Here is a 12,451-nt window from a genome sequence, read left to right as displayed (position 1 = left end):
GCTTTTTTTATTTTTATCCGAATAACAGCTGAATCAGCGGTTGAGCAAATGGTGCTAAAGCAACCACTACAATGCCGGTTACTACGATAGATAAACCAGACATGGCTCCTTGAACATCACCGATTTCGATTGCCTTTGCTGTACCCATTGCATGTGCAGATGAGCCTAAAGCAACTCCTTGCGCTACTGGATCATGAATCTTAGCAACCTTAAACAATGTCGGAGCAATAACCGCTCCTACAATTCCCGTAAACACTACAACTGCTACCGTGAGAGAAACAATTCCTCCAAGTGATTCCGCTACTCCAACTGCGATCGCCGTTGTGATTGACTTAGAAAAAAGGGTTGAAACCATTTGTTTGTTAAAACGAAATAAGAATCCGAAAACAAAAATCATGACGGTATGAAGAATGATACCGGAAATAATCCCCGTTAAAATGGCGCCATAATTCTCTTTTAAATAAATAAAATTCTTCTCAAGTTTAATTGCCAACGCCACTGTTGCTGGTGTCACAAAGGTCGCAATGAGCTGTCCTCCTGTTTGATAAGTGCCGTATGGAATCCTTGTTACCGACAGCAAAAGAATGATTGCTACAATAGAAAATAGCAATGGGTTAAAAATCGGTATCGGCCATTTTTTCTGTAGTTTAGCAGCTAGTAAATAAAAACCAACTGTTAAGCTGACCCAAAGATAAGGACTTGTAATGAAACTTTCAAACATAAGTATCCGTCCTTTCTACTACTGTATTATCTTTCTTCTGGTCAGAAGATTGCTTTACTTTTTGAACGACACTACCAATAAACCACATCATGATTGCTGTTGTTACAATCATAATAATTAATAGCTGGAGCCATACTTCCGCTAATACATCAAAGTTGGTCATCAAACCAACACCAGCCGGCACAAAAAAGATTGCCATATTATCAGTCAGCCAAGTTCCCACTTCTTCTACTTGGTTGAGATTCAGCCATTTAAAATGAAGTGCAAAAAATAATAGGACCATTCCAATAACACTTCCAGGAATCGCAACCAGATTCGCAAGAGCACCTGAAACCATTTCCCCTAAAAGCGAAAACAAGAATATCCAAAATAATTGTTTAATGATTTTCACTAAAATCCTCCCCTGCTGCTAAGTCCATTGTTTAGCTTATTACATTCCATGTAAGCGTTTTTCAATAACTTTATGTTAGCACAGAAAGCCTCTACTGTCCTATATCCCTTTTTTATGATATTATAAATATAATTTATGATGTGCCGAAAGCTTATATATATCACTTATGTTAAAAAAATCACAATTTCGAATTGTTTTTATTTAGTGGGAGGAAGTAAGATGAATTTGCAGGATTTAGTATATTTTCACCATCTAGCCCGTAGCTTAAGTTTTACAGCAACCGCAGAACATTTCTTCATATCTCAGCCTTCTATCTCGATGGCTTTAAAAAGACTTGAATCAGAATTGGATACGATTCTAATAGACCGTCGCAAAGTTTTAAAGAGAATGGTTCTAACGCCAGCCGGTGATTTATTGTATAAAAGTGCTGATGAAATCATTAAAACCTTGGATACTACAAAGCGATTAATAAGAGATATCGAACAAGAATCAGTATATTACGGTTTCTTGCCAACGATTGGCGGTCATTTCCTACCTAAAATACTGCCAAAGATTGTTCGCTTCACGAAATCTCTGAAATTAATTGAGGAAGAAAGTTCCGATGTAATGTTAAAACTTATCCTAGAAGAAAAAGTCCCCATTGCCATCATTGGACACGAAACACCTTTTATTCTGCAAAATAAGATTAAACAAATTCAGTTATTAGAGGAAGAAATGAGTCTGTGGGTTTCAAAAACCCACCATTTAGCTGGCAGCAAATCAGTAAGCGCAGAGGAAATTCAAGAAGAGGTTTTCATTTCATTATCAGAAGGATACACACATCAACGAGTTTTTGAGAAATGGGCAAATGAATACCGTATTAAAGAGCCAAACATTGTATACGCCAAAGAAATAAAAACTGTCCAATCTATTGCAGCCTCCACTCATATGGTTGCATTCATGTCCGATATTTTACTTGGCAACCGCTCTGATCTGGTAAAGGTCCCCTTGAAAAAAGCTCCCAAATTTTATATTAGTCTAGTAATAAATACGGAAGCAAAGAATACTTATATCCAACAACAGTTTAACGATGCCGTTATTGAAATCGTCCAGAATGGTTTTTAGAAAAAAGGAACCTACCTACCAAAAATACCTGTAAAGTCCTAAATAGTAAGAAAAGCGGACAAGTCCGCCTTGGCCTATGAAAAAATAGGAAATTTGACCCTGAATTGTCAGGAGACTTCACGCTTCAGCGGGTTAGTCGAATGATATGCGTTAGCGAGCAGCGAAGCGCGCAATGGGGCAAATTTATCTTTTTTTCACTAGGTCTGGACTTGGGAGCTAGACATTGATGGCTGAACTTATAATCCCCTAGTCTACAAAAAAACATGTCCGAAAATCGGACATGTTTTTATAATTAATTTTGTGTTAATAAAAATTGGCCAACTCTTGAGCCTTTTTAAGTTCAATTGCACGTACTTCTCGAGGTAGGAATCGACGAATTTCGTCTTCATTATAACCTACTTGCAATCTTTTTTCGTCGAGGATAATCGGACGACGTAATAAACCAGGATTCTCTTGGATTAACGTGAACAAGGTGTTCAGCGGTAAATCGTCGAGATCCACGTTCATTTCTTGAAATGCTTTCGAACGTGTAGAAATAATTTCTTCAGTGCCTTCTTCTGTCATTTTCAAAATACCTTTAATTTCTACTTGTGACAAAGGCTCAGAAAAAATGTTTCTTTCAGTATAAGGAATATTATTATCCTCTAACCATGCTCGTGCTTTACGACATGACGTGCAGCTTGGTGAAGTATATAGAGTAACCATAAGTGGATCTCCCCTTTCATATAAGCAATCGCTCATCTAGTCAAACATTTTACTTTACGAGTATTATTATACCGTATTTCAAAACAAATTACTACCTTATTTCAAAAACAATTTCATTTTTCTGTCAAAAATCGTACATAATTGGCTCTCTTATTTTTGCTATAAATGTAAAAAACATTGTCATTTCAACATTTGTTTATAAAGTCGTTTTCTCTCTTTTCCATCTACATTGTAACCATTCTAATCAAGGGTCTCGTTTCAAACGCATTATTATACAGATTAATTTCTTAATCTTATCAAAAATCCCTGTAAGGCTTTCTAAAATGAGCTATAATAGATAAGAAGAAAACAGGAGAGTGATTTGAATTGAAGAAAAAAGTGTTTTCTGGGGTTCAACCAAGCGGGATCCCTACGATAGGAAATTATGTGGGGGCAATGAAACATTTTGTAAAATTACAAGATGAATACGATTGTACCTATTGCATTGTAAATCAACATGCTATCACAGTGCCTCAAGATCCAAAAGAATTAAAAGCTCGTACAAGAGAATTAGCAGCACTATATCTAGCTTTAGGAATTGATCCAGATAAATCGAACATTTTTGTACAATCCCATGTACCTGCTCATGCTCAGGCTGCGTGGATCGTTCAATGTAATACCTACATCGGCGAGTTAGAGAGAATGACACAATATAAAGATAAAGCGGCAAAACAAGAGTCTGTTTCTGCTGGTTTATTAACTTATCCACCTCTTATGGTTGCTGACATTATTCTGTATAACACTGATTTTGTCCCAGTGGGCGATGATCAAAAACAACATTTAGAACTTACCCGTAATTTTGTACAACGATTCAACAATAAGTATGCAAAAGAAAAAGATTTGTTGGTTATGCCGGAGCCGATGATCCCGGAAGAAGGCAGTCGCATCATGAGTTTACAAGAACCAACTGCGAAAATGAGTAAATCAGATACAAATGTAAAAGGATTTATTTCTTTATTGGACGAACCAAAAGTTATCCTTAAAAAAATTAAAAGTGCAAAAACTGATTCTAGCGGTGTTATCGAATATGATAAAGAAAATAAGCCAGGAATCTCAAACTTATTAACTATTTTTTCAGCCTTTACTGATAAATCGATTAAAGAGCTTGAAGCGGAATTTGCAGGTAGTGGTTATGGTTACTTCAAAGAACAACTAGCAGAGGCAGTCATCGCTGTTTTAGAGCCTATTCAAACACGTTATAAAGAGCTATTGGAATCTGATGAATTAGATCGTGTCCTAGCTGATGGCGCGCAGCGAGCTTCAGAAATTGCTAATAAGACCTTACATAAAATGGAATCTGCTATTGGATTAGCCTAATGCAGCTAATGATTGCAGGCCGAAATTACTTATAAAAGGTATCAACAAAAAGAGAGTGGGAAAAAAGGCGTTCAGCCCCGAATCACTGGAGCGAATAAGCGCAAGATGGTTGCAGACCATCTGAGCATGATTCGTGAAGTGGACGTCGGGGCTGCCTTTTTGAGCACATTTACGCTACATTATTCGGGTATAGGAAAGAGGCTGGGAGTTTTTTCCCAGCCCCTTTTTCTACCCTTTAATAATTTTTACATATACCGTTCTTGTGCGAGGTCCATCAAATTCAGCAAAATAGACACTTTGCCACATTCCTAAAATAAGTTTCCCATCGCTGACAATTAACATTTCATTTGCTCCAACGACAGATGACTTCATATGTCCATCGGAATTTCCTTCCATATGAACATAATCACTTTTATTGGGAAAGGTTTCATCTAACCCAAGTTTTAAGTCTATTTTTACATCTGGGTCAGCATTCTCATTTATAGTAATTGCAGCTGTCGTGTGTGGACAATACACAAGCATCATTCCATCTTGGATACCACTCTGTTCAAGTGCATCCTCTAAGTAACGGTCTAAATTAACAAAAGTTTGTTTTTCTTTCGTCCGAATTGAATACTGAAAAAGATTTTGAGCCATCTATATCCTCCTCATCCATTCCATAAAAATCCAGCAAAAAATTATTGTTCAAATAATGATTCCGCTAGCTCATCCGCCGTAATATTGCCGAAGTATTTCTTCAAATCAATTTCTTCTAGTTTTTCTTTTACGTCTTTCTTTGTGAAGTGTGTTCCAACAAGTGCTTCTTCTACATCAGAAATTTCTCCTAGGCCAAAGAAATCTCCATAAACTTTCACACTCTTAATTTTTGAAGATTCAATATTAAAGTTAAAATCGATCGTTCCAATTGGGTAACGTTTACGAATTTCAACATCGAATTTTGGCGACTGTCCATAGTTCCAATCCCAATTACCAAAGTATTCTTCACGAATTTCATACACACGTTTCCAATCTTCTTCTGTCAAGAGATATTCCTTAACATCTTCTCGTTTTTCAACATCAAAAATATAAAGCAACATTAAATCGCGAAATTCTTCTGTTGAAAGTTCTTTATACTGATCATCTACGAACGGCTTTATATTGGTTACGCGGCTGCGAATGGATTTGATGCCCTTGGATTCAATTTTTTCTTTGCGCGGTTTTAATGCACTTGTAACAGCGTCTAAATCCGAATCAAAAAGAATTGTCCCATGTGCAGTCATGCGGCCGTTTGTAGAATACATGGCATTTCCTGAAAATTTCTTTTCCCCAATCGTCAAGTCATTTCTACCTTTCAATGCTGCGTCTTTAACGCCCACACTGTGTAAAAATCCAATAACCGGTTCGGTGAATTTTGCAAAATCCCGGAATGAATTCCCATCATCTTCCGTAATAAAGCAGAAAGAAAAGTTTCCTAAGTCATGGTATACCGCCCCGCCACCAGACATACGACGAACCACGTGAATTCCATTGTCTTCCACATATCCTTGATTGATTTCTTCAATCGTATTTTGATTACGCCCGATAATAATGGACGGCTCATTAATATAGAACAAAAGAATCGGCTCGTCCAATTTCTTTTCTTTTAATAAATAAGTTTCTAGAGAAATATTAACACTTGGATCTAAATGGTTTTGATTGTCTACAAAATACATAAGAACAACGTCATTCCCTTCATTTTCGTTAACTTTTAGTTTCTTTAGTGGAGGTTAAACTTTTACGTCCACAATAGTCTAACTTGCTGCGCCAGCCTCTCTCTTTTAAAGTGGGCTTAGCTGCTGCTTCTTTATATTTGAATCTTTCGATTTTTTTCAGCTAATGTAACTCTTACATTTGGAGCAGATTCTTTCGCTTCTTCTAACAAACGTTCCCAATCTCCCTCTGGCGGCAGATGTGTCAGAACCAGTTCTTTTACCTTTGCTTCTTCAGCAAGTTCGCCAACTTCTTTTGAAGTCATATGAGCATGATGCTTCTCATTTCCACGATATAAATTTGCATCAGCCAACAAAAGATCGGCATCTTTGGCAAAATCAACAAAACTCTCTAAATAAGCAGAATCGGCTGTAAATACAAATTTTTTACCACTAGTCGTGTCAATAATCGACAAAGCATAGCAAGGAACGGGATGAATCGTTTTTAAAAAGCGAATTTCAAAAGGACCGATTGTCATTATATCTTTCTCAGAATAATCCACTCCCTCTGATACGCCCTCACTGGTACGCAAAAGATGCAAATCAGATTCAGTATGACCATAAATCGGCAAAATCTGTTTTGGCTTTCCATCTCCACGCTCCTTCAATTGAAATACATGCTGTAGAACACCCATATCAGCAACATGGTCAGGATGGTAATGTGTTAGGATTACTGCATTCAAATCAAGCGGATCAAGGTGGTGTTCCAATGACAGGACAGCGTTGCTGCCTACGTCAATTAGTAAATGATAGTTTTTTGATTCTAGCAAATAGGCGGTTGTACCAATATCTCGCGTTGGATATCCACCCATAAAGCCTAAAATTGTCAATTCCATTGCATTTCCTCCTCATTCATTTTTACATGATTATTATAGCACGCATACACAACCATCTTTGCACGAATACCATCCTTGCTAATTTTTAGAAATGAAACACTAGCTGAATCACTATAGGACAGGTTCAAATATAAAAGGAATATTACTTCTTTAGTATAACACGAAGCTTTGAATTTACATGACTTTTTTCGATAAAAAAGCTTTTTAAAGCTGTTCTATTAGTTAAGAAACAGTTCAAAAAGCTGTTATAGTTCAATGTTATAGAGAGGTAGCTTCAATCGAAGCATTATTTTTTTCTTTCATATATTCGATTGCTTTTACTGCTAGTATTTGGCCTTCCCGAATGGCGTTCTTCATTCCGTAGCCGTGCAGACCATTCCCCCCAAGAAAAATTCCTTTGGAGTTAAATTCTTTTTCAAATTGTGCCTCATTTTTAATTAGATTCTTGCGCTCTTCTATCGAAATATGAGGTATTGCATTGCTCCATCGATAAACTCTTGCGTAATGATATGTACCGTCAAGCTGCAAAATTTCTTGTAACTCTTTTTCAATAAAATCTAAAATCGTTTCATCAGGCAATTCAATGATTGTATCTTCCTGTCTTCTCCCAATATCGATTAATAAATTATCAAATTCTGAATGTTCAAAAGACGGCCATTTCCGATTTAAAAAGATTGCTTTTGAAATATGATAAGAACTCCTTTTGGGAATCACGAAGCCATAACCATGTGGATAACGGCCAATGACTCCTTTGGGAAATTGGAATAAAACAGTTCCCATACCCGTCCGAACAGGCTTAGGTATTAGTTCATCATTTCCAGAACGTTTACTAAAAAGATGATAATTTTCTGATAAGGGGATCGTTGAAATGAGACTGCCTACTCGAAGCTCTTCGTTTTTATTCAATTTCAGTAAATGAATTCCTTGGTCAATTTGCGTTACTTCTGTTACTGACTTATCTGTTTGAATAAACGATTGAACATCTTGCAATAAACGACTCACTAAGACTGAGAGACCATTTTTTAATGTATACTCTTTTCCTGAACCGTCCATATAAAACTCTAATTCTTCTGGATTCATCTTCATTCTTGAATCGGAGTATTCGAATAATTCAACCAAATTCGAATCGAAAAATTGAGGTGGACATAATTCAAGTGATCCATAAATATTTTCTGGATAATTTGGATAAGCGATTAAACTACTGACTTCTTTACAAAAACGGTATTCTAAAAACTCTTCCGTGGTTATACAGGGGTCGGTTCCTCTTTTCATATTGTTAAATGAACTGTTTACGATAACCGCTAGTTTATCTTTAAATGAGAGTTCCTTATCGTGCATAATATCTTTCAGTTGCAACGGAATTCCATGATAAGTCGGCTTATCCATGTTAATAAACTCATGTCCACTAAATCGGTCCATTTTTCCGCCAGTGCTATATTGAACTTGGTCCAGCAGACCAAGTTCTTCAAGAAAAGGACGGATATCACTTTTACGAATATCGAAGCTACTGGCACCTACATCGACAAATCCATCTTCAGTTTCAATTGTTTTTATCAAACCTCCAGGCGTAAGGCGTTTCTCTAATAATAAAATTTCGAATGGCAGTTGCTCTTTTTGAATATATTTATTCACTTCATATGCAGCAACTAATCCGCTTATCCCACTACCAATAATAGCAATTTTCTTTCTTGCTCGCTCCATTTACTCACCTTTTCCATCGGTAAATTTTTTTATGAAACCAAGATTCCCCCTAATCATACTCTAGTTGCAGACACTTTTGTGTGACTAATTTATGACAAATTCAAGAAAAGTGGAGAAGTCATCCTTGTACGAGAATCCTAAGAAATAAATCTCTAAGAATTTCGGCAAATCGCTGAGAAATTTGTTGCTGTAGCAGCTTATAGATACGATATGCATAGCACATCGAAAAAGTCGAACAGTATGCGTTAGCGAGCATAAGAAAAGCGGACAAGTCCGCCTTGACCTATGAAAAAACAGGAAATTTGACCCTGAATTGTCAGGAGACTTCACGCTTCAGCGGGTTAGTCGAATGATATGCGTTAGCGAGCAGCGAAGCGCGCAATGGGGCAAATTTATCTTTTTTTCACTAGGTCAGGACTTGGGAGCTAGACATTGATGGCTGAACTTATAATCCCCTAGTCTATGACAAAAAGGAGAGTCAGCGCTTCAGCACTTACTCTCCCTTTGAGGCACTCACATCATAAATGACAGAGCTTTTTTATTACAAATAGCTTGTATGTACAAATTTTATTTCTAGAAACTCTTCAATCCCTTGCCGGCCATTTTCTCGACCTAATCCCGAAAATTTCACGCCGCCGAATGGCGTTTCTGATTGAGAGACGCCAGAATTGTTTACGCCTACTAACCCATATTCCAAGGCAGAGGAAACTTTTTCAGCTCGTCTTAAATCGGATGTAAAGAAATAAGATGCTAATCCGAAATTGGAGTCATTTGCCATTTCAATCACTTTATCTTCGTCGTTGAATGATAAGAGCGGGATAACCGGTCCAAATGTCTCCTCGTAAAAAATATCCATGTCACGCGTGATGCCATCCACAACAGTTGGCTGATAGAAAAATCCATTTTTGTATTCACCTTCATCCATTCGGCTTCCGCCAAATAGAATCTTCGCTCCCTTTTCAGTTGCATCCCTTAGTTGCGCATCGATGGTTTCTCTTGCCTCTTCATTGATTAGTGGGCCGGCATCTACTTCCTCTTGTCCACTTCCTACCGTTACGTTTTGGACTGCTTTCAATACTTTTTCTGTAAATTTTTCTTTGATTGATTCTTCTACAAAAATACGATTTGGAGAAGTACACGCTTGTCCGTTATTCCTAAATTTCATTTTGATCAATGTATCAACAGCTTCATCAATCGCTGCATCTGCAAAAACGATATACGGTGCATGTCCGCCTAACTCTAAAGAAATTTTCTTCAATGTTTTCCCAGATTGTTCATATAATAATTGTCCTACTTTCGTAGAGCCCGTAAAAGTTAACTTCCTTACATCTTTGCTTTCGGTTAATGTTTCTCCGATTTCGCTTGCGGATCCCATTACTAAATTTGCCACTCCTGCAGGCAACCCTGCTTCTTCGAATAATTCGAACAACGCAATGGCAGATAACGGTGTACTGCTAGCTGGTTTTAAAACAACCGTGCAGCCTGCAGAAATCGCTGGGGCGATTTTACGAATAATCATATTTGACGGAAAGTTCCAAGGTGTGATAGCACCAACAACGCCTACCGGTTGTTTTTTCACTTCGAATTTATGATTATTTGGCGCCGGAATGGTTTCTCCATAAACTCTACGAGCTTCTTCTGCATTCCAATGCATATTTTCGATGTTTGTTTGAACTTCTGCCTTCGCTTCTGCTAAAGGTTTCCCTTGCTCAAGGGTCATGATTAAAGCAAGACGATCAGCATTTTCCTCAATCAAATCACCGATTCGATGCAAAATCTTCACTCGCTCTGCTAATTCCATCCCCGCCCAAATTGGAAAAGCAACTTTTGCAGCTTCAATGGCCCGTTTTGTATCTTCTTTATTGGCTTGTGCTATTTTAACAAGTTCTTCTCCTGTAGCTGGATTGACAACCGCAACACGCTCTTCGGAACCATCTTTCCACTTTCCATCAATAAAAAGTTCAGTACGGACATTTGGCAATTTACTTCTTTCCTTCGTCATAAACTTCCCTCCTATTTCTGATATGGCTTACATGAATACCGTAACACACTTGAAATCTGAGTCAAAAGATTTGAATTAGATATCCTTTTGCTGGAAGTTTTGTGCGAGAGTAAAGTACAGACGAATTTCGTGCGCTGTACTTTACTTTTTCGCTGTTTTTTAAAGTACAGATGATATTTGGGCGCTGTACTTTACTTTTCCACTCGATTTTTGGATTCAGCAATTTTTCTACGTAAGAAAAGCGGACAAGTCCGCCTTGACCTATGAAAAAATAGGAAATTTGACCCTGAATGAGCAGCGAAGCGCGCAATGGGGCAAATTTATCTTTTTTTCACTAGGTCAGGACTTGGGAGCTAGACATTGATGGCTGAACTTATAATTCCCTAGTCTACAAAAAAAGCTAACTCAAGTTAATGAGCTAGCTTTTTCATTGTTTTAAATTAGTTATTCAATGCTGCTTTAGCTTGGTCTGCAATTGCAGTGAAAGCTGCAGGATCATTAACAGCAAGATCTGCTAACATTTTACGGTTCATTTCGTTACCAGAAACTTTCAAACCGTGAATTAGTTTGCTGTAGCTTAGACCATTCATACGAGCTGCTGCGTTGATACGAGCAATCCATAGTTTACGGAAGTTACGTTTTTTCTGACGACGGTCTCTATATGCGTACATATGAGATTTCATTACTTGTTGTTTAGCTGTTTTGAATAATGTATGTTTTGAACCATAATAACCTTTAGCCAATTTCAATACTTTTTTACGACGTTGGCGTGTTACTGTTCCACCTTTTACACGTGGCATGGTAATTCCTCCTTATGAGAACAAATCGATTCTCTTCTGTATTCGTTAGTTTATATTATTTCATTTGGGACAATTGTTGGCTGATACGTTTCATATCAGACGCATGTACCATTGATGGGCGACGTAGTTGACGTCTTTGTTTCTTAGTTTTTCCGTGGAATCTGTGGCTTGTAAACGCGCTATAGCGTTTTAGTCCGCCGTTACCAGTTCTCTTAAAACGTTTAGCTGAGCCACGGTGTGTTTTTTGTTTTGGCATTAGTCTTTCCTCCTAAATAAATCGTTACTTCTCTGCTTTTGGAGCCAGCATCAAGAACATGCTTCTGCCGTCCATACGAGGATGGGATTCGATTGTAGAAACATCTGATAATTCAGATGACAGGCGATCTAGGACTTTTTGTCCAATTTCTTTATGGGTAATCGCACGTCCTCTAAAACGAATCGATGCTTTTACTTTATCACCTTTTTCCAAAAATTTACGTGCATTACGTAATTTTGTTTGGAAATCATTCTCATCGATGGAAGGACTTAGTCGCACTTCTTTGATGTTGACCACTTTTTGGTTTTTACGAGCTTCGCGTTCACGTTTTTGTTGTTCGAAACGGAATTTCCCGTGATCCATAATACGGGCTACTGGCGGGTTTGCATTCGGTGATACTAATACGAGATCTAAGTTTGCTGCTTCAGCTAATTTCAAAGCTTCCGCTTTTGTTTTCACTCCTAATTGTTCACCATCACTACCGATTACTCGCAGTTCACGAGCACGGATGCCGTCATTTACCATCATATCTTTAGCTATGGTCATACACCTCCATGATTTTTGAGAGAAAAGGGCAGAAAAAAATTGACGGGCACATAAAGTACCCGCCAATTCAGTCACAGTATTCCATACTGCAACAAACTTGTACATATCAAGCCCAAGGACACAATTATCAACTTAGGCGAGAAGCGGGTGCCTCTGCTTACATTTCTCAACTTTTATATTATACAACTTATCTCCATTGATGTCAAATGTTTTTACAATTTTTTCATCCTTGAATGATTTTACTACTCTTATTCATATTCTGCAAGACCTATTTCTCTTTTATTCATCGGCCATGCATTTTGTTCC

13 protein-coding genes are annotated in these 12,451 nt (G+C 37.6%); 2 read left to right on the top strand and 11 right to left on the bottom strand.

Features of this window, described 5'->3' with window-relative positions:
* Positions 1 to 13 precede the first annotated feature (13 nt).
* Both EJN90_RS10580 and EJN90_RS10575 read right to left on the bottom strand, forming a co-directional pair.
* Positions 14 to 721 carry an LrgB family protein gene (locus EJN90_RS10580; RefSeq protein WP_126111047.1) on the bottom strand — a complete coding sequence of 236 codons (708 nt, stop codon included), beginning with the start codon at positions 719 to 721 and terminating at the stop codon, positions 14 to 16.
* Positions 714 to 1,112: a CidA/LrgA family protein gene (locus EJN90_RS10575; protein ID WP_126111045.1), complete on the bottom strand. Its 399-nt coding sequence runs from the start codon at positions 1,110 to 1,112 to the stop codon at positions 714 to 716. The genes EJN90_RS10580 and EJN90_RS10575 overlap by 8 nt, the downstream gene beginning before the upstream one ends.
* Positions 1,113 to 1,331: 219 nt before the next feature.
* Here EJN90_RS10575 and EJN90_RS10570 point away from each other — a divergent pair, with 219 nt between their 5' ends.
* On the top strand, positions 1,332 to 2,216 hold the full coding sequence (locus EJN90_RS10570) for a LysR family transcriptional regulator (RefSeq protein ID WP_126111043.1): 885 nt from the start codon (positions 1,332 to 1,334) through the stop codon (positions 2,214 to 2,216).
* 303 nt (positions 2,217 to 2,519) lie between these two features.
* Here EJN90_RS10570 and spxA read toward each other — a convergent pair whose 3' ends face one another.
* Complete coding sequence (spxA, locus tag EJN90_RS10565; protein ID WP_126111041.1) at positions 2,520 to 2,921, bottom strand: transcriptional regulator SpxA; 402 nt, start codon at positions 2,919 to 2,921, stop codon at positions 2,520 to 2,522.
* Between the two features lie 366 nt (positions 2,922 to 3,287).
* Here spxA and trpS point away from each other — a divergent pair, with 366 nt between their 5' ends.
* Complete coding sequence (gene trpS / locus EJN90_RS10560; protein ID WP_126111031.1) at positions 3,288 to 4,277, top strand: tryptophan--tRNA ligase; 990 nt, start codon at positions 3,288 to 3,290, stop codon at positions 4,275 to 4,277.
* Between the two features lie 228 nt (positions 4,278 to 4,505).
* On the opposite strand, the gene EJN90_RS10555 is transcribed toward trpS, so the two are convergent.
* The 8 genes from EJN90_RS10555 to infC all read right to left on the bottom strand — a co-directional run bounded on the left by EJN90_RS10555 (position 4,506) and on the right by infC (position 12,145).
* Positions 4,506 to 4,913, bottom strand: coding sequence for a secondary thiamine-phosphate synthase enzyme YjbQ (locus EJN90_RS10555; RefSeq protein ID WP_126111029.1), 408 nt, complete (start codon positions 4,911 to 4,913; stop codon positions 4,506 to 4,508).
* A 41-nt stretch (positions 4,914 to 4,954) separates the two neighbouring features.
* Positions 4,955 to 5,968: a lipoate--protein ligase gene (locus tag EJN90_RS10550; RefSeq protein WP_126111027.1), complete on the bottom strand. Its 1,014-nt coding sequence runs from the start codon at positions 5,966 to 5,968 to the stop codon at positions 4,955 to 4,957.
* Positions 5,969 to 6,099: 131 nt separating this feature from the next.
* Positions 6,100 to 6,840 (bottom strand): MBL fold metallo-hydrolase, encoded by a 741-nt coding sequence (locus tag EJN90_RS10545; RefSeq protein WP_126111025.1) that lies wholly within the window; start codon positions 6,838 to 6,840, stop codon positions 6,100 to 6,102.
* Between the two features lie 258 nt (positions 6,841 to 7,098).
* Positions 7,099 to 8,541, bottom strand: a complete 1,443-nt coding sequence (gene hemG, locus EJN90_RS10540; protein WP_126111023.1) for a protoporphyrinogen oxidase — start codon at positions 8,539 to 8,541, stop codon at positions 7,099 to 7,101.
* A 541-nt stretch (positions 8,542 to 9,082) separates the two neighbouring features.
* Complete coding sequence (locus EJN90_RS10535; protein WP_126111021.1) at positions 9,083 to 10,543, bottom strand: NAD-dependent succinate-semialdehyde dehydrogenase; 1,461 nt, start codon at positions 10,541 to 10,543, stop codon at positions 9,083 to 9,085.
* Positions 10,544 to 10,983: 440 nt separating this feature from the next.
* Positions 10,984 to 11,343 carry a 50S ribosomal protein L20 gene (rplT, locus tag EJN90_RS10525; protein WP_126111017.1) on the bottom strand — a complete coding sequence of 120 codons (360 nt, stop codon included), beginning with the start codon at positions 11,341 to 11,343 and terminating at the stop codon, positions 10,984 to 10,986.
* A gap of 55 nt (positions 11,344 to 11,398) precedes the next feature.
* Positions 11,399 to 11,599, bottom strand: a complete 201-nt coding sequence (gene rpmI / locus EJN90_RS10520; RefSeq protein WP_126111015.1) for a 50S ribosomal protein L35 — start codon at positions 11,597 to 11,599, stop codon at positions 11,399 to 11,401.
* A gap of 24 nt (positions 11,600 to 11,623) precedes the next feature.
* Positions 11,624 to 12,145: a translation initiation factor IF-3 gene (gene infC, locus EJN90_RS10515; RefSeq protein WP_126111013.1), complete on the bottom strand. Its 522-nt coding sequence runs from the start codon at positions 12,143 to 12,145 to the stop codon at positions 11,624 to 11,626.
* Positions 12,146 to 12,451: the final 306 nt, after the last annotated feature.

The sequence above is a fragment of the Jeotgalibaca ciconiae genome (genome assembly GCF_003955755.1).
Taxonomy (GTDB): domain Bacteria; phylum Bacillota; class Bacilli; order Lactobacillales; family Aerococcaceae; genus Jeotgalibaca; species Jeotgalibaca ciconiae.
This window is presented reverse-complemented; position numbering and strand designations above follow the sequence as displayed.

Bases quoted from the DNA above. Each gene is read 5' to 3' on its own strand.
- EJN90_RS10580 (WP_126111047.1), bottom strand. From the start codon at position 721: ATGTTTGAAAGTTTCATTACAAGTCCTTATCTTTGGGTCAGCTTAACA.
- spxA (WP_126111041.1), bottom strand. From the start codon at position 2,921: ATGGTTACTCTATATACTTCACCAAGCTGCACGTCATGTCGTAAAGCA.
- infC (WP_126111013.1), bottom strand. From the start codon at position 12,145: ATGACCATAGCTAAAGATATGATGGTAAATGACGGCATCCGTGCTCGT.
- rpmI (WP_126111015.1), bottom strand. From the start codon at position 11,599: ATGCCAAAACAAAAAACACACCGTGGCTCAGCTAAACGTTTTAAGAGA.
- EJN90_RS10555 (WP_126111029.1), bottom strand. From the start codon at position 4,913: ATGGCTCAAAATCTTTTTCAGTATTCAATTCGGACGAAAGAAAAACAA.
- hemG (WP_126111023.1), bottom strand. From the start codon at position 8,541: ATGGAGCGAGCAAGAAAGAAAATTGCTATTATTGGTAGTGGGATAAGC.
- EJN90_RS10545 (WP_126111025.1), bottom strand. From the start codon at position 6,840: ATGGAATTGACAATTTTAGGCTTTATGGGTGGATATCCAACGCGAGAT.
- EJN90_RS10570 (WP_126111043.1), top strand. From the start codon at position 1,332: ATGAATTTGCAGGATTTAGTATATTTTCACCATCTAGCCCGTAGCTTA.
- rplT (WP_126111017.1), bottom strand. From the start codon at position 11,343: ATGCCACGTGTAAAAGGTGGAACAGTAACACGCCAACGTCGTAAAAAA.
- EJN90_RS10550 (WP_126111027.1), bottom strand. From the start codon at position 5,968: ATGTATTTTGTAGACAATCAAAACCATTTAGATCCAAGTGTTAATATT.
- EJN90_RS10535 (WP_126111021.1), bottom strand. From the start codon at position 10,543: ATGACGAAGGAAAGAAGTAAATTGCCAAATGTCCGTACTGAACTTTTT.